Here is a 19,620-nt window from a genome sequence, read left to right as displayed (position 1 = left end):
GGCGACTGACACACCGCTTTCGCGAGCAAGCTCGCTCCCACAATGGAATTTGAGGTGTGTCTGCGCTGACCTTCAGGTCAATAAAACCGGGCATTTGCGGCAGATGACAGATGGTCGCGCGGGGGGCTGTTTATTGCTTTCTTTGCGGTATACTGCGCGGCCTTCGGCCGGCACGTCCGGCCATTTTTCGTACAATCAAGCCACGCAACCTGCGTGGCTTGTTGTTTTATGACGCGCCTGCGGGCGCTCCAGAGAGAAGAGGCGCGACGATGAGTGCACTGGTTGGCGTGATCATGGGCTCCAAGTCCGATTGGTCCACCCTTAGCCACACCGCCGATATGCTGGAAAAGCTCGGCATCCCGTACGAGGTCAAAGTGGTCTCTGCCCACCGTACCCCGGATCTGCTGTTCCAGTACGCCGAAGAGGCTGAAGGCCGCGGCATCGAGGTGATTATCGCCGGTGCCGGTGGCGCAGCCCACTTGCCAGGCATGTGTGCGGCCAAGACCCACCTGCCGGTGCTGGGCGTACCCGTACAGTCGGCCATGCTCTCGGGCGTCGACTCGCTGCTGTCGATCGTGCAGATGCCGGCCGGCATTCCGGTCGCAACCCTGGCCATCGGCAAAGCTGGCGCGATCAACGCCGCGCTGCTCTCGGCGAGCATCCTCGGCGCCAAGCATCCACAGTTCCACGCGGTACTGAAAACCTTCCGTGCCGAGCAGACAGACAGCGTCCTGGACAATCCAGACCCACGTATTGCCTGAGGTTGTTGAGATGAAGATCGGTGTAATCGGTGGCGGCCAGTTGGGTCGCATGTTGGCCTTGGCGGGTACTCCGCTGGGCATGAACTTCGCTTTTCTCGACCCTGCGCCGGACGCCTGTGCGGCCGCGCTGGGCGAACACCTGCGGGCCGATTACGGCGATCAGGATCATTTGCGCCAACTGGCCGATGAAGTCGATCTGGTGACCTTCGAGTTCGAAAGCGTCCCGGCCGAAACCGTGGCATTCCTGTCGCAATTCGTCCCGGTTTATCCGAGCGCCGAAGCCTTGCGTATCGCTCGCGATCGCTGGTTCGAAAAGAGCATGTTCAAGGATCTGGGCATCCCGACGCCGGCCTTCGCCGACATTCAATCGCAAGCCGATCTGGACGCTGCGGTTGCTTCGATCGGTCTGCCGGCCGTGCTGAAAACCCGTACCTTGGGTTACGACGGCAAGGGCCAGAAAGTCCTGCGCAAGCCGGAAGACGTAGTCGATACCTTCGCCGAACTGGGCAGCGTGTCCTGCCTGCTGGAAGGTTTTGTACCATTCACCGGTGAAGTCTCGCTGATCGCCGTGCGTGCTCGCGATGGCGAAACCAGGTTCTATCCGCTGGTGCACAACACCCACGACAGCGGCATTCTCAAGCTGTCCGTTGCCAGCACCGATCACCCGTTGCAGGCCTTGGCCGAAGACTACTCGAGCCGTGTGCTCAAGCAGTTGAACTACGTCGGCGTGATGGCGTTCGAGTTCTTTGAAGTCGACGGTGGCCTGAAAGCCAACGAGATCGCCCCACGCGTGCACAACTCCGGGCACTGGACCACCGAAGGCGCCGAGTGCAGCCAGTTCGAAAACCACCTGCGCGCCGTTGCCGGCCTGCCGCTGGGCTCGACGGCCAAGGTTGGCGAGAGCGCGATGCTCAACTTCATCGGTGTTGTACCGCCCGTTGAGAAAGTCATCGCGATTGAAGACTGCCATCTGCATCACTACGGCAAAGCCTTCAAGGCCGGGCGCAAGGTTGGCCACGCCAACCTGCGCTGCGCCGACATGGCCACGCTGCAAGCGCAGATCGTCAAGGTCGAAGCGCTGATCGCCGAGTAACGACAGTTTCATGTGGCAGCGGCGGAACCATTCAGGGGCCGCTGTTCTCTCATGGCAGGATGCCAAAGTCTGACTAGGCTTCGCATATCTACTACTGAGAGGGAATTGCCATGGGAATTATCGGAACCATCTTTATCGGCTTGATCGTCGGCCTGCTGGCGCGGTTCCTGAAACCGGGCGATGACAGCATGGGCTGGATCATGACCATCCTGCTCGGTATCGGCGGTTCGCTGGCAGCCACTTACGGCGGCCAGGCCCTGGGCATCTATCAGGCAGGTCAGGGCGCAGGCTTCATCGGCGCACTGGTCGGCGCGATCGTGTTGCTGGTGATCTACGGCCTGATCAAAAAGAACTGATCCAAAGCGACAAAGCCCTCTCGGCCAACGTGGCCGGGAGGGCTAGAATGCTCGGCGATTCAACGTTCCTTCCTTTCTATACCGAGCACCTTCATGCGCCGTCTTCTGTTGACTCTCCTTTTCCTGGGCAGCGGTTTGGCCCACGCCGGCGAACTGCCGGAAACCGACTGGCTCGAACTGATGCCCAAGTCGGATCAAAAGGCCCTTGAGGCCATGCCTGAAATCGACCACAACTCCCCGGAAGCCACCGGCACCTTCACCGAGAAGGGCGGGATGAAGCAGGCCAAAGGTCTGCCGGCGGTGATGTATTCGACCAAAACCGTGGCGTCGATGAATGCCAAGCACATCCGCATCGGTGGTTATCCGGTGCCGCTGGAATCCGACGCCAAGGGCCGCAGTACGCTGTTCTTCCTCGTGCCGTATCCGGGCGCGTGCATCCACGTGCCGCCACCGCCGCCGAATCAACTGGTGCTGGTGCGTTATCCGAAGGGGTTGAAGCTGGATGACATCTACACGCCGTTGTGGGTGACCGGCACGCTGAAAGTCGAGAAGGTCAGTAATGATCTGGCGGACGCGGCGTATGCGCTGGAAGCGGACAAGGTGCGGGTGGTGCAGGAATCTGATCTCTAACAATCACCACGAAGCAACTGTGGGAGCGAGCCTGCTCGCGAAAGCGGTGTATCAGACATTTGAATGTTGACTGATACAACGCCTTCGCGAGCAAGCTCGCTCCCACATTTTGTATTGCGGTGCTGGTTAGAGCGGTTTGCTGGCGACGCTGACGCCCATGGTATGGCTCGCACCCGGTGCCAGCGTAACCACGTCATCCATCACATTCGCCGTCTCGATGCACAGCATGCGCTGCCAGCCATCGTTGTCCATATCCGCCAGCGCTGCGGCGCGATCGATCCACGGGTTCCAGATCACCGCCGTGCGTGAGCCGGTAGCCGTCAGCACAATGCGTCGTTCCCAGGCCGGGTCGACGATGCTCAGCTGTGGCGGCGCATCGAGGTAGATGCGGTCAGTTTCACCGGCGAAATGCAGGTCACCTTGGTGGCTGTGAGTGTTCCAGTCATCCAGCGTCTCGATGTAATTCAAGCCATCGACACCGTCGACGTGCACATTGCGCACATCACTGACCGCGAAATACGTGTGCAGCGCCTGACTCAGGCTGACGGTGTCACTGCCACGGTTATGGCTGGTCAGGCTGAAGCTCAATTGCTCGGACAAATGCAGGGTCAGGGTCAGATCGACCTGATGCGGCCAGCCCGGCAGGCCACCTTCGGGGTAGGGCAGCTTGAATTCGACCTTGACGCCGTCAGCCTCTGATTCGATGCCGCCCAGCTCCCAATCCATCGCCCGCACCAGACCGTGCGCGGGCGCCGGTTGGTTGCCGGTGTACATGGCCTGGACGCTCTGCGGGTTGCGTTCGAACTTGCCGAACCACGGCCAGCACACTGGCACGCCGGCGCGGATGCTTTTGCCGGTCTTGAACTCGGCCTTGTCGTTGAGCCAGATGATCGGCGGCTGCCCATCGATCTGATAACTGAGGATGTGCGCGCCTTGCTGGGCCACCAGCACTTCGGCCTGACCGTGGCGGATGCGCCAGCAGTTCAGTTCATCCAGTTTCACCGCTTCAACGTTGGGCGTGTTCATGGGACAGCTCTCGATCAGTAACAAGGACAACTATCGACCGTCAAACGGCCGCGAGGTTTAGCGCGCGCGCGGTGGAACCGAGCGAGTGCGGCCGCTGCCGTCGATGGCGACGAAGACGAAGACCGCTTCGGTGACTTTACGCCACTCGCTGGACAGCGGGTCGTCGCTCCACACTTCAACCATCATCTGGATCGAGCTACGGCCGATTTCCAGAGTCTGGGTATAAAAGGACAATTGCGCGCCGACTGCCACCGGCACGAGGAACGCCATGCGATCGATGGCCACGGTGGCGACACGGCCGCCAGCGACACGGCTGGCCATTGCGGTGCCGGCCAAATCCATCTGCGCCACCAGCCAGCCGCCGAAAATATCGCCAAAGCCGTTGGTTTCACGTGGAAGTGCGGTGATTTGCAGGGCCAGGTCGCCTTGCGGGATTGGATCTTCTTGTTCGAGCTCTATCATGCCGGGGGTGCCTCTGACCCGTGACTCTTCGTTGGTATTGCTGGTGGTAGCCGTCTTCGGGAAAAACGATTCAGCACCGAACATACGACGTTCGTCACGTTTTCCATCAGGCGCCTAAGGAGAAACTCTGCGAAACCGGCTAATCCCGAGCAAAGGTCGGGCCAACGACGTTTTCGCACAGCAACCCCCTACAAACCGGAGCAGGTTGCGAGTATATCGGTCGGTAGACTCCACGACGACCATCCGGTTCTCATTTCGACCGTCAAATACGCGCCTCCATGTGCTTTTTCGAACAATTTGCTATGGTGCCGAACCTGCCCAAGCCACCGCCAGCGTTGTTGTGGCGGCAGATCCGACTATAAGAGAAGCCCTTGCCATGACCACAGCGCCTTCGAGCCTCGCGCAGCCCGAGCAACCCGCACGACCGTTGACCCGCAATGACTACAAGACTCTGTCGTTGTCCGCCCTTGGTGGCGCGCTGGAGTTCTACGATTTCATCATCTTCGTTTTCTTCGCCACCGTGGTCGGCAAGCTGTTCTTCCCGGCCGACATGCCCGAGTGGCTGCGCCTGATGCAGACCTTCGGCATCTTCGCCGCCGGCTACCTCGCGCGGCCGTTGGGCGGCATCGTCATGGCGCACTTCGGCGATCTGCTGGGGCGCAAGAAGATGTTCACCCTGAGCATCTTCATGATGGCCGTGCCGACCCTGATCATGGGTCTGTTGCCAACGTATGCGCAGATCGGCATGTGGGCGCCGATCCTGCTGCTGGTGATGCGGGTGATTCAGGGCGCGGCGATTGGCGGTGAGGTGCCGGGGGCGTGGGTCTTCGTTTCCGAACACGTCCCACAAAAACACATGGGTTACGCCTGCGGCACGCTCACCAGCGGCCTGACCGCCGGCATCCTGCTCGGCTCGCTGGTCGCCACCGCGATCAACAGCATCTATACGCCTGCGGAAGTTTCCGATTACGCCTGGCGGATTCCGTTCCTGCTCGGCGGCGTGTTCGGTCTGTTCTCGGTGTACCTGCGCCGCTGGCTGCACGAAACCCCGGTGTTCGCCGAACTGCAACAGCGCAAGGCGCTGGCCGAAGAAGTGCCGCTGCGTGCAGTGCTGCGTGACCATCGCGGGGCGATTGCAATCTCGATGCTGCTGACCTGGCTGCTCTCCGCGGGCATCGTCGTGGTCATCCTGATGACTCCGACCGTGCTGCAAACGGTCTATCACTTCACGCCGACCGAGTCGCTGCAATCGAACAGTCTGGCGATCGTGTTCCTGAGCATCGGCTGCATTATCTCGGGCGCACTAGCCGATCGATTTGGCGCAGGTCGCGTATTCGTGTTCGGTTGCCTGGGCTTGCTGATCAGTTCCTGGACCTTCTATCACAGCCTCGCCGATCACCCGAACTGGCTGTTCCCGCTGTATGCGCTGACCGGTTTTCTGGTCGGCACCATTGGTGCGGTGCCGTACGTGATGGTCAAAGCGTTCCCGCCGGTGGTGCGCTTCAGCGGGTTGTCGTTCTCGTACAACGTGGCTTACGCGATCTTCGGCGGGTTGACGCCGATGGTGGTCAGCCTGCTGCTGAAAGAAAGCGCGATGGGGCCTGCCTACTATGTGGCGGTGCTGTGTGCGATGGGGATTCTGGTGGGGGCGTGGCTCTGGAAGAAGGGGCGCTGATCCGAAATCTCCTCAATACTCCCGGCGCCTTCGCGAGCAGGCGCGCTCCCACATTTGGAATGCATTTCAACTGTGGGAGCGAGCCTGCTCGCGAATGAGGGCACCACGAATCATCCGGTAAAACCTCGGATGCTGGCCTTTCATCCAATTGTCATATTTCAGCCATAGAGTGTTCACACGGCCTGCTGATACTTGGCCCCGACTTAACACACCCTATCTGCTAGGAGTAAGGCATGAAACTGAAGCGTTTGATGGCGGCAATGACTTTTGTCGCTGCTGGCGTTGCGACTGCCAACGCGGTTGCCGCTGTTGACCCTGCTATCCCGAGCTACACCAAGACCGCTGGTGTGTCGGGCAACCTGTCCAGCGTCGGCTCCGATACCCTGGCCAACCTCATGACCCTCTGGGCTGAGAACTACAAAAAAGAATACCCGAACGTAAATATCCAGATTCAGGCCGCCGGCTCCGCCACTGCGCCACCTGCGCTGACTGAAGGCACCTCCAACCTGGGCCCGATGAGCCGCAAGATGAAGGACACCGAACTGGCTGCTTTCGAGCAGAAGTACGGCTACAAGCCAACCGCTATCCCGGTTGCCGTGGATGCTCTGGCTGTCTTCGTACACAAAGACAACCCGATCCAGCACCTGACCATGGAACAGGTTGATGCGATCTTCTCGTCGACCCGTCTGTGCGGCGCCAAAGCCGACGTGAAAACCTGGGGCGACCTGGGCGTGACCGGCGACCTGGCCAACAAGCCAGTGCAGCTGTTCGGTCGTAACTCGGTATCCGGCACTTACGGCTACTTCAAAGAAGAAGCCCTGTGCAAAGGCGACTACAAACCAAACGTCAACGAACAACCAGGTTCGGCGTCGGTTGTGCAGTCGATCAGCTCCTCGCTGAACGGGATCGGTTACTCGGGCATCGGCTACAAGACTGCCAGCGTGAAAACCGTGGCGCTGTCGAAGAAGGGCAGCACTGACTTCATCGAAGACACCGAAGAAAACGCCCTGAACGGCAAGTACCCGCTGTCGCGTTTCCTCTACGTTTACGTCAACAAAGCCCCGAACAAGCCTCTGGCTCCGCTGGAAGCTGAGTTCGTGAAACTGGTGTTGTCGAAACAGGGCCAGGAAGTTGTGGTGAAAGACGGTTACATCCCACTGCCAGCCAAGGTTGCTGCAAAAGCACTGGCTGACCTGGGTCTGCAGGAAGGCGGCGCTGAAGTCGCAAAGAAGTAACAAATTGAGTCTGGGGTGAACCCCGCCGGACTCAGGTAAAAGGCCGGATCTGCTTGCAGGCCGGCCTTTTCCACACCTCAAATTTTTGATCCTCTGCCAGTCCCGCTGGCGGTGGATTTGCTGCGTCACTGCATTGTCATCTTTCTGTCATACAGGATCGCTAGGGTGAGCGCATGAATGATCTGGCCAATTCCCACATGACTACTAATCCTCCCAAGCGCATTGATTTCAATACGCCTGAGCTGCAACGCAAGCGCCGCATTCGCGCGCTCAAGGATCGCTTCACCCGCTGGTACGTCCTCGTTGGCGGTCTGGCGGTGCTGGCAGCCATCACCCTGATCTTCTTCTTCCTCGCCTACGTGGTCGCGCCGCTGTTCAAGGGTGCCGACCTGACCGCGAAAGACTCGATCACCCCGGCCTGGATGCAGGACGCCGGCAAGCCGCTGATGATTTCGCTCGAAGAGCAGAATCAGGTGGCGATGCGCGTTTCCGACAAGGGCCAGGCGTTGTTCTTTGATATCGACAGTGGCGCTGAACTGAAGCGCGTCGATCTGCCGGTGCCTGCTGGCGCCACCGTGACCTCGATTGGTGAAGATCAGCCGGGCCACCCGCTGGTAGCCGTGGGCTTGTCCAATGGCCAGGCGCTGGTGTTCCGTCACACCTATAAAGTCAGCTACCCCGATGGCAAGAAAACCATCACCCCGGCGATTGAATATCCGTACGGCGAGACGCCGATCGCGTTGAACGAAGCCGGCGGTGCGCTGGAGCATGTCAGCCTGAATGCCACCGACACGACGCTGATGCTGGTCGGTTCGACCGGTTCGCAACTCAATGTGTTGTCGCTGACCAGCGAAGAAAACATGATGACCGGTGAAGTCACCAACGAGCAGAAGCGTATTGATCTGCCGCAGATGACTGAACCCGTGAAAAACATCTTCGTCGACCCGCGCCAGCAGTGGCTGTACGTGGTCAACGGTCGCGCTCAGGCCGATGTGTTCAGCCTGCGCGACAAGAGCCTCAACGGTCGCTACAAACTGCTGGAAAACGCTGATGCCGAAGTCACCGCGACCACTCAACTGGTCGGTGGTATCTCGCTGATCGTCGGCGACTCCAAGGGTGGTCTGGCCCAGTGGTTCATGGCCCGTGACACCGACGGCGAACTGCGCCTGAAGCAAATTCGCACCTTCCAGATGGGCACCACGCCAATCGTTGAAATCACCGCCGAAGAGCGTCGCAAAGGCTTCCTCGCGCTGGATGCCAGCGGCAAGCTCGGCGTGTTCCACAGCACCGCGCACCGCACGCTGCTGGTAGATCAAGTGGTCGATGGTCAAGGTGTTTTCGGTCTGTCGCCACGCGCCAACCGTGTCATCGTCGAAGCCGGCGGCAAGCTGCAACCGCTGCTGCTCGACAACCCGCACCCGGAAGTGTCGTGGAGCGCGCTGTGGAGCAAGGTCTGGTACGAGAACTACGACGAGCCTAAATACGTCTGGCAATCGACCGCCGCCAACACCGATTTCGAACCGAAACTGAGCCTCTCGCCACTGACTTTCGGCACGCTGAAAGCCGCGTTCTACGCGATGCTGCTGGCCGCGCCGCTGGCGGTTGCTGCTGCAATCTACACCGCGTATTTCATGGCCCCGGGCATGCGCCGCAAGGTCAAACCGGTGATCGAGCTGATGGAAGCGATGCCGACGGTGATCCTCGGTTTCTTCGCCGGTCTGTTCCTCGCGCCATACGTCGAAGGGCATCTGCCGGGCATTTTCAGCCTGCTGATGTTGCTGCCGATCGGCATTCTGGTCGCCGGTTTCACCTTCAGCCGTCTGCCTGAATCGATCCGCCTGAAAGTCCCGGACGGTTGGGAAAGTGCGCTGCTGATTCCAGTGATCCTGTTTGTAGGCTGGCTGTCGCTGTACATGAGTCCGTTCATGGAGAACTGGTTCTTCGGCGGCGACATGCGCATGTGGATCTCTCACGACCTGGGCATCACCTACGACCAGCGCAACGCACTGGTGGTTGGTCTGGCCATGGGTTTTGCGGTCATCCCGAACATCTACTCGATCGCTGAAGACGCCGTGTTCAGCGTGCCGCGTGGACTGACCCTCGGCTCGCTGGCACTCGGTGCCACGCCGTGGCAGACCATGACTCGCGTGGTGATTCTGACCGCCAGCCCGGGGATCTTCTCGGCGCTGATGATCGGCATGGGCCGCGCGGTCGGCGAAACCATGATCGTGCTGATGGCCACCGGCAACACCCCGGTCATGGAAATGAACCTGTTCGAAGGCCTGCGCACTCTGGCCGCCAACGTCGCGGTGGAAATGCCCGAGTCGGAAGTCGGCGGCAGCCACTACCGCGTGCTGTTCCTCTCGGCGCTGGTGCTGCTGTTGTTCACCTTCGTCATGAACACCCTGGCAGAACTGATTCGTCAGCGTCTGCGCAAGAAATACTCGTCGCTTTAAGCAAAGGTAGAAGTCTGTGAAACAGAACTCCTTGAAAGGATGGTTCAAGAGCGGCGCCCCGGGCGTCTGGATCAGCGGTGGCGCGGTGTCCATCGCGGTCATCATGACCATTGGCCTGCTGGCGGTGATTGCCGTGCGCGGTCTGGGTCACTTCTGGCCGGCGGATCTGGTGCATGCCAGCTACGACGTGCCCGGCCAGGCCCAGCATCTGGTTGTTGGCGAAGTGGTGCAGAAAGAAGAAGTGCCGCGTGCCCGACTGAAGAGCGCCGGTTTGCCGGTGCCCGACGTCGGCCCGGAATTCATGACCCGCGAGCTGATCAAGGTCGGCAACCGTGACCTGAACGGCAACGACTTCACCTGGATCGTCGGCGAGTGGCTGACCAACCAGACCACGCCGCCAGAATTGATGGCGATCGAGCGTCGCGAGTGGGGCAACTTCTACGGCTACCTGGTCAACGTCAAACAGGACGGCAAGGTCATCGCCGAAGGCGAGGCTGCATGGCCTGAGTTGCAGGCGCGGATCAACCGTGTGAACGGTCTGGCTGCACAACTGAAGTCGCTGGAAAAGACTGACATCGGTGCAATCAACGCAGGCCTGGAGCGCATCCGTCTGCACGGTCGCAAACTGGAACTGGAAGGCAAACTCGACGCCACCGCGCAAGCGGACATGGAGTCCGAGCGTGCCGAGTTGAATGCGCGTTATCAGGACATCGAAGCGCGTCTGGCCGATCTGCATGCGCAGTTCAACCGCGATGCCTTGACCGCTCGCGATGCCAACGGCAAAGAGATCGAAATCGGTCTGGGCAAAGTGGTTCACGCCTACCAGCCGAACGCGATGAGCACCTTCACCAAAGTCGGTTTCTACTTCAGCAAGATCTGGGAATTCCTCTCCGACGACCCGCGTGAAGCGAACACTGAAGGCGGGATCTTCCCGGCGATCTTCGGCACCGTGATGATGACCCTGATCATGGCGATGATCGTCACCCCGTTCGGCGTGCTGGCGGCGGTGTACCTGCGTGAATACGCCAAGCAGAACACCCTGACGCGGATCATCCGTATCGCGGTGAACAACCTCGCGGGTGTTCCGGCGATCGTTTACGGCGTGTTCGGTCTGGGCTTCTTCGTTTACGTGCTCGGTGGTTCGGTCGACCGCTTGTTCTTCCCGGAAGCGCTGCCGGCACCGACTTTCGGTACACCGGGTCTGCTCTGGGCGTCGCTGACTTTGGCGCTGCTGGCGGTGCCGGTGGTGATTGTGGCGACCGAGGAAGGTCTGGCGCGTATTCCGCGCACCGTGCGTGAAGGCTCGTTGGCCCTTGGCGCGACCAAGGCTGAAACCCTTTGGAAGATCGTGATTCCGATGGCCAGCCCGGCAATGATGACCGGCATGATCCTCGCCGTGGCTCGCGCCGCCGGTGAAGTGGCGCCGCTGATGCTGGTGGGTGTGGTGAAACTGGCGCCGTCGCTGCCGGTGGACGGCAACTACCCGTACCTGCACCTGGATCAGAAGATCATGCACCTGGGCTTCCACATCTATGACGTCGGCTTCCAGAGTCCGAACGTCGAAGCGGCGCGTCCGCTGGTGTACGCCACGGCGCTGTTGCTGGTGCTGGTGATCGCGACGTTGAACCTGTCGGCGGTGTATATCCGCAACCACCTGCGCGAAAAATACAAAGCGCTGGATAGCTAAGGACGAAGCGAACCCTGTGGGAGCAAGCTCGCTCCCACATTGATCCGCGGCCACCGCAATATTGATGGAAGCTGCAACAAGCAGTGTTCCGAACCGAATTTGTTAGCACAGGGAGCCTCCCATGCAGCACGAAGCACATACCCACGGCATCAACATGTCCGCCCTGGGCCGCGACAAGCAGAGCCTCAACCTCGAACAGGAAACCGTGGCCATCGAAGTACCGGGCCTGAGCCTGTACTACGGCGAGAAACAAGCGCTGTTCGACGTCAGCATGAACATCCCGAAACAGCGCGTGACCGCCTTCATCGGCCCGTCCGGCTGCGGCAAGTCGACCTTGCTGCGCACCTTCAACCGCATGAACGATCTGGTTGACGGTTGCCGCGTAGAAGGCGCGATCAACCTGTACGGCAACAACATCTATCGCAAAGGCGAAGACGTCGCCGAACTGCGTCGTCGCGTCGGCATGGTGTTCCAGAAGCCGAACCCGTTCCCGAAAACCATCTATGAAAACGTGGTGTACGGCCTGCGCATTCAAGGCATCAACAAAAAGCGCATCCTCGACGAAGCGGTCGAGTGGGCGTTGAAAGGCGCGGCGCTGTGGGACGAAGTCAAAGACCGTCTGCACGAATCGGCACTCGGTCTGTCCGGTGGTCAGCAGCAGCGTCTGGTGATCGCCCGCACCATCGCGGTTGAGCCGGAAGTGCTGCTGCTCGACGAACCGTGCTCGGCCCTCGACCCGATCTCGACGCTGAAAGTCGAAGAGCTGATCTACGAGCTGAAATCCAAGTTCACCATCGTCATCGTGACGCACAACATGCAACAGGCGGCGCGGGTGTCCGACTACACGGCGTTCATGTACATGGGCAAACTGGTGGAATTCGGCGACACCGACACCCTGTTCACCAATCCGGCGAAGAAGCAGACCGAAGACTACATCACCGGTCGTTATGGCTGACAGTTGCGGTTTATTCACAGATTGACGCTGCGGCCCACCGCACCTTACCGGACGCTCCAAGGACGCCAACATGATTAGTAAAGAAGGCCTTACCCACCACATCTCCGCGCAGTTCAACGCCGAGCTCGAGGAAGTGCGCAGCCACCTCCTGGCCATGGGTGGATTGGTCGAGAAGCAGGTCAATGACGCGGTGACCGCGCTGATCGAGGCCGACTCCGGCCTGGCTCAGCAGGTGCGCGAGATCGACGACCAGATCAACCAGATGGAACGCAACATCGACGAAGAATGCCTGCGCATTCTCGCCCGTCGTCAGCCGGCGGCCTCCGACTTGCGTCTGATCATCAGCATCTCCAAGTCGGTGATTGACCTTGAGCGCATCGGTGACGAAGCGACCAAGATTGCTCGCCGCGCGATTCAGCTGTGCGAAGAAGGCGAAGCGCCGCGTGGTTACGTCGAGGTTCGCCACATTGGCGACCAAGTGCGCAACATGGTTCGCGATGCGCTGGACGCGTTTGCCCGTTTCGACGCCGATCTGGCGTTGTCGGTGGCGCAATACGACAAGATCATCGACCGCGAATACAAGACCGCCCTGCGCGAACTGGCGACCTACATGATGGAAGACCCGCGCTCTATCTCGCGGGTCTTGAGCATCATCTGGGTGCTGCGTTCGCTGGAGCGGATCGGCGACCACGCGCGCAACATCTCCGAATTGGTCATCTACCTGGTGCGCGGTACCGACGTGCGCCACATGGGCCTCAAGCGCATGAAGGAAGAAGTTGAAGGGACAAGCGGCGAAACCGCTAATGTTCCGGGCGATGCTGACGATAAGTAAGATTGCCTGAGAAAAGCGCCCGGCCCTTTGGCCGGGCGTTTTTGTTTCTGCTTTTCACAAGGCAGATCGAATTAAAAAGCAGCACCCGCGAACGAAAAGTCCCGGCGTGACTGAAGAGTTTTGGCAATGTGCCATCAGCCAGCGTTATGCTTGCCGGGATTTTAATAGGGGTGTTGGATGAGCAAGATCAGTGTGTTGGTCGTGGACGATGCTTCGTTCATTCGTGACCTGGTGAAAAAGTGCCTGCGTAATTACTTCCCGGGAATCCGCACCGAGGACGCCGTCAACGGTAAAAAGGCTCAGGCCATGCTGGCCAGAGAAGCGTTTGACCTGGTTCTGTGCGACTGGGAAATGCCGGAAATGTCCGGCCTCGAACTGCTGACCTGGTGCCGCGAGCAAGACAACCTCAAGACCATGCCGTTCGTCATGGTCACCAGCCGTGGCGACAAGGAAAACGTCGTGCAGGCGATTCAGGCCGGGGTCTCCGGTTACGTCAGCAAGCCGTTCACCAACGAACAACTGCTGACCAAGGTCAAGCAGGCGCTGAACAAGGTCGGCAAGCTCGACACCCTGATGAACAGCGCACCGACCAAGATGAACTCGGCGTTCGGCAACGATTCCCTGAGCGCCTTGACCGGCGGCAAACCTGCCGTGGTTGGCGGCGCGCCAGCCGCCGCAGCGGTCAACCCGTTCGCCAAACCGGTTGCCGCTGCGCCAGCCCCAGCCGCAGCACCGTCGCGTGGTTTGCTCAACAGCCCACCGGTTCAGGCCCCGGCAGCGTCGAAAGCGCCGGTCGGCGGTCGCGGTCAAGGCCAATTGCGCCTGCCAAGCGGCACCCAGCAATGCGTGATCAAAGCGCTGAGCATCAAGGAAGCGTTGCTGGTGATCAAACGCACCGACACCCTGCCGCAGATCCTCGACAGCGCCGTGCTCGACCTGGAGCAGGGCGACAACGCTGAAATCGCCCGCCTCAACGGTTACCTGCACGCCATCGTTGCGCATGAGCAGAAAGCCGACAGCGACTGGCTGCAACTGACCTTCCGCTTTGTCGATCAGGATGCGCAGAAGCTCGACTACATCTCCCGCCTGATCGCTCGCGGCACGGCGCAGAAGCACTTCGTTCCGGGCGCTTGATCTTCGTCGCCTGACAGTCCGCTATCGCGAGCAGGCTCGCTCCCACCCTGGAATGCATTCCAAATGTGGGAGCGAGCCGGCTCCGGGCGGCGTTCCGACGAAGGGGCCATCAAAAGCACCACCCATCTCCCGCACCTGCCAATTTGAAACATCTGTCGACTAGCCTGGTCTGCTTCACCTGCTAGGCTCATTCCCAGGCCTCACTTCGACAGACTTTTGCCCATGCTCGCGCGCCTGCTGTTTTTCTGTGGTCTCTTCATGGCCGCCACCTCGGCTGTGGCCATGACCATTTACAAATCCACCGATGCCAACGGCGTGGTCTCCTACAGCGACCGGCCGAGCAAAGGCTCGCAGGTGTTCGTCTTTCAGGACCGCATGGTCGAGCGCCTGGAGCGGCAGGTTTATCTCGATATCAAGAAACAGAAAGGCGTCGACGTGGTCTTCGTGCGCAACGATCTGTACGCGCCGGTCGAGGTGGCCCTGGCGTTTACCGGGATGAGCAATGTGCGTGGTGCGCCGGCGCAAACCATCCGCCGGGTGCTGCCGGCGCGCAGCAACACGCGCCTGGCGCTGCTGACGGCAATTACCGGCGGCAAGCCGTTGGTGTATACGCCGCAGTTCCAGTACGCCCTGGGCGACCCTGCGGGTACGGCGCAGAGCTATCGCTATCCGCTGCCGTGGCGTGGCGGGCCGTTCCGTCTGAGTCAGGGCGCCAACGGCCAGTACAGCCACTACGGGCCGAAGAATCGCTATGCGATGGACATCGCCATGCCGGTGGGCACGCCGATCATTGCCGCGCGGGCGGGGGTGGTGGTGAAGACCGAGAATTCACAGAGCGGACGCGGCAATGATGCTTCCGGCAACTTTGTGCGGGTGCTGCATGACGACGGCACCATGGGCGTGTACCTGCACCTCAAGCAAGGCTCGGTGAGCGTGCGCGAAGGGCAGCGGGTGACGGTGGGCAGTCCGCTGGCGCTGTCAGGCAACACTGGCAACAGCAGCGGCCCGCATTTGCACTTTGTGGTGCAGCGCAATACCGGGGAGGGGCTGGTGTCGATTCCGTATCAGTTCAACCAGCCGCTGGGGGCGTTGCCCAACTTTGCGTTGGGCAAGCAATGATCTGTTGCACCTGTTGGCCCCTTCGTCGGAACGCCGCCCGGAGCCGGCTCGCTCCCACAGTTGAAATGCATTCCTGAGTGGGAGCGAGCCTGCTCGCGAAAGGGGCGGCGCGGTGCTGGATCAGCCCATCAATCCAGCATCAACACCTTGGCCAGTACAATCTTCGGCCCTTTCATCTTCTTGATGATGATGCGCAGGCCTTCGACTTCCAGCACTTCTTCCTCTTCCGGCACCCGTTTCAGGGTTTCGTAAACCAGCCCGGCAAGGGTTTCCGCTTCGATGTGATCAAGGTCGATGCCCAGCAGGCGTTCCACCTTGAACAGCGGCGTGTCGCCACGCACCAAGAGCTTGCCCGGCTGATAGGCGAGGATCCCGCGCTCAGCCTTGCGGTGTTCGTCCTGAATATCGCCGACCAGCACTTCCAGCACGTCTTCCATGGTCAGGTAGCCGATGATGTTGCCGTCAGCCTCCTCGACCACGGCGAAGTGCGAGCCGCCCTTGCGGAACTGCTCCAGTAACTGCGACAGCGGCATATGCCGCGACACGCGCTCCAGCGGACGGGTCAGTTCAGCCAGGTTGAACGACTCGGGAATGTGATCCAGCGCCGCCAGTTCCAGCAGCAGATCCTTGATGTGCAGCAGGCCGACGAACTCCTGGCGCTCGCTGTCGTACACCGGATAACGGCTGAACTTGTGGCGACGGAACATCGCCAGGATTTCTTTCAGCGGCGCGTTGAATTCGAGGGTGATCAGGTCTTCGCGAGAGTTGGCCCAGTCGACCACTTCCAGCTCGCCCATTTCCACCGCCGAGGCCAACACGCGCATGCCCTGATCGCTCGGGTCCTGGCCACGGCTGGAGTGCAGGATCAGTTTCAGTTCTTCGCGGCTGTAATGGTGTTCGTGATGCGGGCCGGGTTCGCCCTGGCCGGCAATCCGTAGAATCGCGTTGGCGCTGGCGTTGAGCAGGTAGATCGCCGGGTACATCGCCCAGTAGAACAGGTACAGCGGCACCGCCGTCCACAGCGACAGCAATTCGGGTTTGCGGATCGCCCAGGATTTCGGGGCCAGTTCGCCGACCACGATGTGCAGGTACGAAATGATGAAGAACGCGGTGAAGAACGACACGCCCTTGACGATTTCTGGCGACTGCACGCCGACCGCGCTCAGCAGCGGTTCGAGAATGTGCGCAAAGGCCGGCTCACCGACCCAGCCAAGGCCAAGCGAGGCGAGGGTGATACCCAGCTGACACGCCGAGAGGTACGCATCGAGCTGACTGTGCACGGTGCGCAGGATGTGCCCGCGCCAGCCGTTTTTGTCAGCGATGGCCTCGACCCGGGTCGAGCGCAGTTTGACCATGGCGAATTCCGCCGCAACGAAAAAGCCGTTGAGCAAAACCAGGATCAGAGCAAAAAGGATCATGCCGAAATCGGCGAATATTGTTGCGAGGGACAAGCCAGGGGAAGGGTCCATGATGGAGTTTTGCGGGTTCCGTGTGATTCAAAAGAGGTAAAAGTCGCGCCTGAAAGGCAGGCACAAGTCAGCCAATGTAGCGGCTGACTTGGCGATTGCCTAGTGGCGCGTGCTGGCCGGTATCACTCGGCGGCGCTGATCGCCCGCGCCTGGGCCACCTGAGCCGGGGCGAAATGGCAGGTGAACGTGCTGCCGTGACCGGGCACGCTGCTGATTTCCATGCGCGCGCGATGGCGCAACAACACGTGTTTGACGATGGCCAGGCCCAGGCCGGTGCCGCCGGTGTTGGAGTTCCGGCTGGAGTCGACGCGGTAGAAACGTTCGGTCAGGCGCGGCAGGTGTTTGCTGTCGATGCCGATCCCGGAATCCTGCACGCTCAGGTGCGCGCCCTGGTCGTCGCCCCACCAGCGAATGCGGATGTTGCCCTCGGCCGGGGTGTACTTCACCGCGTTGAACACCAGATTCGAGAACGCGCTACGCAATTCCGCCTCGCTACCCTTGAGCAACAGGCCGGCGTCGGCTTCCAACGTTATGCGCTGGTTTTTCGATCCGGACAATTGCTGCGCATCGCTCTTGATCGATTGCAGCAGCGAGTCGACCTGCACTGGCTGGTTGTCCGACGGGTAATCAGTAGCTTCCAGTTTCGCCAGCAGCAACAAATCGTTGAGCAGCGTCTGCATGCGCCCACCCTGTTGTTGCATCTGCTGCAGCGCGCGGCTCCAGCGCGGGTTCACTTCTTCGACGTTGTCGAGCAGGGTTTCCAGATAGCCGCAGATCACCGTCAGCGGTGTGCGCAACTCGTGGGAGACGTTGGCGATGAAGTCTTTGCGCATCTGTTCCAGCTGATGGATGCGTGTGACGTCGCGCACCAGCATCAAGTGTTCATTGTTGCCGTAGCGGGTCAGGTACAGCTGAATGCGCACGCGATCGTTGGTTGGCGAGGGGATTTCCAGCGGCTCGGCGTAGCTTTCCTGTTCGAAGTATTCCTTGAAGCGCGGATGGCGCACCAGGTTGGTCACCGGTTGGCCGCTGTCTTGCGGGGTCTTGAGGCCGAGCAGGGTTTCGGCAGCACGGTTCCACCATTCCAGATTGCCGTCGCTGTCGAGCATGATCACCGCATCTTTCAGCGCGGCGGTGGACTCCTGTACCCGGTCGATCACCGCTTGCAGCCGCCCGCGCACCCGTTGGTCGCGGCGTTGCAGATGGTAGATGCTGTCGAACACCTCGCCCCACAGGCCATAGCCGTCGGGCGGTGCTTCGTCGGGTTGATGCTGGCGCAGCCATTCGTGCAGGCGCAGCAATTGCTTGAGCGTCCAGCCCAGATAAATCCCCAGACCCGCCGCGAGGCTCCAGCCGTAATAGCCGGTGATCAGGCCGATCACCAGGCAGGCGGTGACCAGCAGCAGCATGTGGCGAATCAGGGTGCCATGCCAGTTTTGATTCACGGGAAATACGGTCCTTGTCAGCGAGTCTGGCGGTCGGCTCAGGCCTTGGTGGAAAACCGGTAGCCAGTGCCGCGCACGGTTTGTACCAGATTTTCGTAGGCGTCGCCGAGGGCCTTGCGCAGGCGGCGGATGTGCACGTCGACGGTGCGCTCTTCAACATAGACGTTGCCGCCCCAGACCTGATCCAGCAACTGGCCACGGGTGTAGGCGCGCTCCTGGTGGGTCATGAAAAATTGCAACAGACGGTATTCGGTCGGGCCCATTTCAGCGGGTTTGCCGTCGATGGTCACGCGGTGGCTGATCGGGTCGAGCAGCAAGCCACCGACTTCGATCGGCGCTTCGCCATCGGTCGGGCCGGCGCGACGCAGCACGGCTTTCAGGCGGGCGACCAGTTCGCGCGGGGAAAACGGTTTGGTGATGTAGTCGTCGGCGCCGACTTCAAGACCCTGGATCTTGTTGTCCTCTTCACCCTTGGCGGTGAGCATGATGATCGGGATGTCCCCGGTCAGCTCGTCACGCTTGAGGCGGCGGGCCAGCTCGATGCCGGAGGTGCCGGGCAGCATCCAGTCGAGCAGGATCAGGTCCGGCTTGCGGTCAACGATGATGGCGTGTGCCTGCTGCGAGTTCTCTGCCTCGAGGCAGTCATAGCCGGCCATTTCCAACGCAACGGCGATCATTTCGCGAATGGGCGCTTCGTCGTCGACGATCAGAATGCTCCTGCCAACCATGCCTTAATCCTCTTGTCATTTAACTGTCTTGCGCCGCATTAGATAACGGAATTATTGCAGTCGTGTGACAGTATTTTAGTCCGCCAGCGATTGTGCAAATCCTGAACTAAGCTCTAAGTCCGAATCCTGACAACCACAAAAGAAGGTTTCCATGACTCAAATGACTGTTTCTTTTAAAGCCCTGCTGATGGCTGCCGCCCTGACTCTGCCTGGGTTTGCCATGGCTGCCGAGCCGGCCATGATGAAGGGCGGCATGATGGTCGATCACAAAGGCATGACCGTTTACACGTTCGACAAGGACGCTGGCGGCAAGTCGATGTGCAACGGCGATTGCGCGAAAAACTGGCCGCCGATGATGGCGCCGGCGGGGGCCAAGGCTGAGGGCAAATGGACGGTCATCAAGCGTGATGACGGCATGATGCAGTACGCCTACGATGGCAAACCGCTGTACACCTTCATGAAGGACGAGAAACCTGGAGAAATGAAAGGCGACGGCATGAAGGAAGTGTGGCACGTGGTGCACGAGCACAAGTAAACGCAAATCACCTGTGGGAGCG

The 19,620-nt window shown here is 60.4% G+C and carries 18 protein-coding genes; 13 read left to right on the top strand and 5 right to left on the bottom strand.

Annotated elements, in window-relative coordinates:
- The first annotated feature begins 269 nt into the window (after nt 1–269).
- The 4 genes from purE (at nt 270) to A8O26_RS01685 (ending at nt 2,840) form a co-directional block, all read left to right on the top strand.
- The gene (purE, locus tag A8O26_RS01700; protein ID WP_007954291.1) at nt 270–761 is read left to right on the top strand and encodes a 5-(carboxyamino)imidazole ribonucleotide mutase; all 492 of its coding nucleotides are present in this window, start codon (nt 270–272) and stop codon (nt 759–761) included.
- 10 nt (nt 762–771) lie between these two features.
- Complete coding sequence (locus tag A8O26_RS01695; protein WP_064116480.1) at nt 772–1,854, top strand: 5-(carboxyamino)imidazole ribonucleotide synthase; 1,083 nt, start codon at nt 772–774, stop codon at nt 1,852–1,854.
- 110 nt (nt 1,855–1,964) lie between these two features.
- Nucleotides 1,965–2,210, top strand: a complete 246-nt coding sequence (locus A8O26_RS01690; RefSeq protein ID WP_003229635.1) for a GlsB/YeaQ/YmgE family stress response membrane protein — start codon at nt 1,965–1,967, stop codon at nt 2,208–2,210.
- Between the two features lie 93 nt (nt 2,211–2,303).
- The gene (locus A8O26_RS01685; RefSeq protein ID WP_064116479.1) at nt 2,304–2,840 is read left to right on the top strand and encodes a DUF3299 domain-containing protein; all 537 of its coding nucleotides are present in this window, start codon (nt 2,304–2,306) and stop codon (nt 2,838–2,840) included.
- A 126-nt stretch (nt 2,841–2,966) separates the two neighbouring features.
- Here A8O26_RS01685 and A8O26_RS01680 read toward each other — a convergent pair whose 3' ends face one another.
- Both A8O26_RS01680 and A8O26_RS01675 read right to left on the bottom strand, forming a co-directional pair.
- Nucleotides 2,967–3,866 (bottom strand): D-hexose-6-phosphate mutarotase, encoded by a 900-nt coding sequence (locus tag A8O26_RS01680; RefSeq protein WP_064116478.1) that lies wholly within the window; start codon nt 3,864–3,866, stop codon nt 2,967–2,969.
- Nucleotides 3,867–3,923: 57 nt separating this feature from the next.
- Complete coding sequence (locus tag A8O26_RS01675; protein ID WP_003229628.1) at nt 3,924–4,328, bottom strand: acyl-CoA thioesterase; 405 nt, start codon at nt 4,326–4,328, stop codon at nt 3,924–3,926.
- A 376-nt stretch (nt 4,329–4,704) separates the two neighbouring features.
- Here A8O26_RS01675 and A8O26_RS01670 point away from each other — a divergent pair, with 376 nt between their 5' ends.
- The 8 genes from A8O26_RS01670 to A8O26_RS01635 all read left to right on the top strand — a co-directional run bounded on the left by A8O26_RS01670 (nt 4,705) and on the right by A8O26_RS01635 (nt 15,421).
- Nucleotides 4,705–6,003 carry an MFS transporter gene (locus A8O26_RS01670; RefSeq protein ID WP_064116477.1) on the top strand — a complete coding sequence of 433 codons (1,299 nt, stop codon included), beginning with the start codon at nt 4,705–4,707 and terminating at the stop codon, nt 6,001–6,003.
- 233 nt (nt 6,004–6,236) lie between these two features.
- Entirely contained in the window at nt 6,237–7,238 is a 1,002-nt protein-coding gene (locus A8O26_RS01665) for a phosphate ABC transporter substrate-binding protein PstS (protein ID WP_064116476.1), read from the top strand.
- A gap of 422 nt (nt 7,239–7,660) precedes the next feature.
- Nucleotides 7,661–9,694: an ABC transporter permease subunit gene (locus A8O26_RS01660; RefSeq protein WP_172828111.1), complete on the top strand. Its 2,034-nt coding sequence runs from the start codon at nt 7,661–7,663 to the stop codon at nt 9,692–9,694.
- Nucleotides 9,695–9,710: 16 nt separating this feature from the next.
- Entirely contained in the window at nt 9,711–11,381 is a 1,671-nt protein-coding gene (gene pstA, locus A8O26_RS01655) for a phosphate ABC transporter permease PstA (RefSeq protein WP_016985764.1), read from the top strand.
- Nucleotides 11,382–11,502: 121 nt separating this feature from the next.
- Nucleotides 11,503–12,336 carry a phosphate ABC transporter ATP-binding protein PstB gene (pstB, locus tag A8O26_RS01650; protein WP_064116474.1) on the top strand — a complete coding sequence of 278 codons (834 nt, stop codon included), beginning with the start codon at nt 11,503–11,505 and terminating at the stop codon, nt 12,334–12,336.
- A 70-nt stretch (nt 12,337–12,406) separates the two neighbouring features.
- Complete coding sequence (phoU, locus tag A8O26_RS01645; RefSeq protein ID WP_007954334.1) at nt 12,407–13,168, top strand: phosphate signaling complex protein PhoU; 762 nt, start codon at nt 12,407–12,409, stop codon at nt 13,166–13,168.
- Between the two features lie 177 nt (nt 13,169–13,345).
- A complete protein-coding gene (locus A8O26_RS01640) occupies nt 13,346–14,302 on the top strand; it encodes a response regulator (RefSeq protein ID WP_064116473.1) in 957 nt (318 codons plus the stop codon).
- Between the two features lie 222 nt (nt 14,303–14,524).
- Nucleotides 14,525–15,421, top strand: coding sequence for a peptidoglycan DD-metalloendopeptidase family protein (locus A8O26_RS01635; RefSeq protein WP_064116472.1), 897 nt, complete (start codon nt 14,525–14,527; stop codon nt 15,419–15,421).
- 128 nt (nt 15,422–15,549) lie between these two features.
- On the opposite strand, the gene A8O26_RS01630 is transcribed toward A8O26_RS01635, so the two are convergent.
- The 3 genes from A8O26_RS01630 to phoB all read right to left on the bottom strand — a co-directional run bounded on the left by A8O26_RS01630 (nt 15,550) and on the right by phoB (nt 19,063).
- Nucleotides 15,550–16,890 (bottom strand): hemolysin family protein, encoded by a 1,341-nt coding sequence (locus A8O26_RS01630; RefSeq protein WP_008078763.1) that lies wholly within the window; start codon nt 16,888–16,890, stop codon nt 15,550–15,552.
- Between the two features lie 122 nt (nt 16,891–17,012).
- Entirely contained in the window at nt 17,013–18,299 is a 1,287-nt protein-coding gene (gene phoR, locus A8O26_RS01625; protein ID WP_253756631.1) for a phosphate regulon sensor histidine kinase PhoR, read from the bottom strand.
- A 74-nt stretch (nt 18,300–18,373) separates the two neighbouring features.
- A complete protein-coding gene (gene phoB, locus A8O26_RS01620; protein ID WP_007896474.1) occupies nt 18,374–19,063 on the bottom strand; it encodes a phosphate regulon transcriptional regulator PhoB in 690 nt (229 codons plus the stop codon).
- Between the two features lie 151 nt (nt 19,064–19,214).
- Between phoB and A8O26_RS01615 the strand changes: the two genes are divergently transcribed.
- Nucleotides 19,215–19,598: a COG4315 family predicted lipoprotein gene (locus A8O26_RS01615; protein ID WP_064116470.1), complete on the top strand. Its 384-nt coding sequence runs from the start codon at nt 19,215–19,217 to the stop codon at nt 19,596–19,598.
- Nucleotides 19,599–19,620 lie beyond the last annotated feature (22 nt).

The organism is Pseudomonas fluorescens, assembly GCF_001648775.1.
Lineage (GTDB): Bacteria > Pseudomonadota > Gammaproteobacteria > Pseudomonadales > Pseudomonadaceae > Aquipseudomonas > Aquipseudomonas fluorescens_M.
The sequence above is the reverse complement of the archived record's forward strand: the minus strand, read 5'-3'. Positions and strand labels throughout refer to the sequence as shown.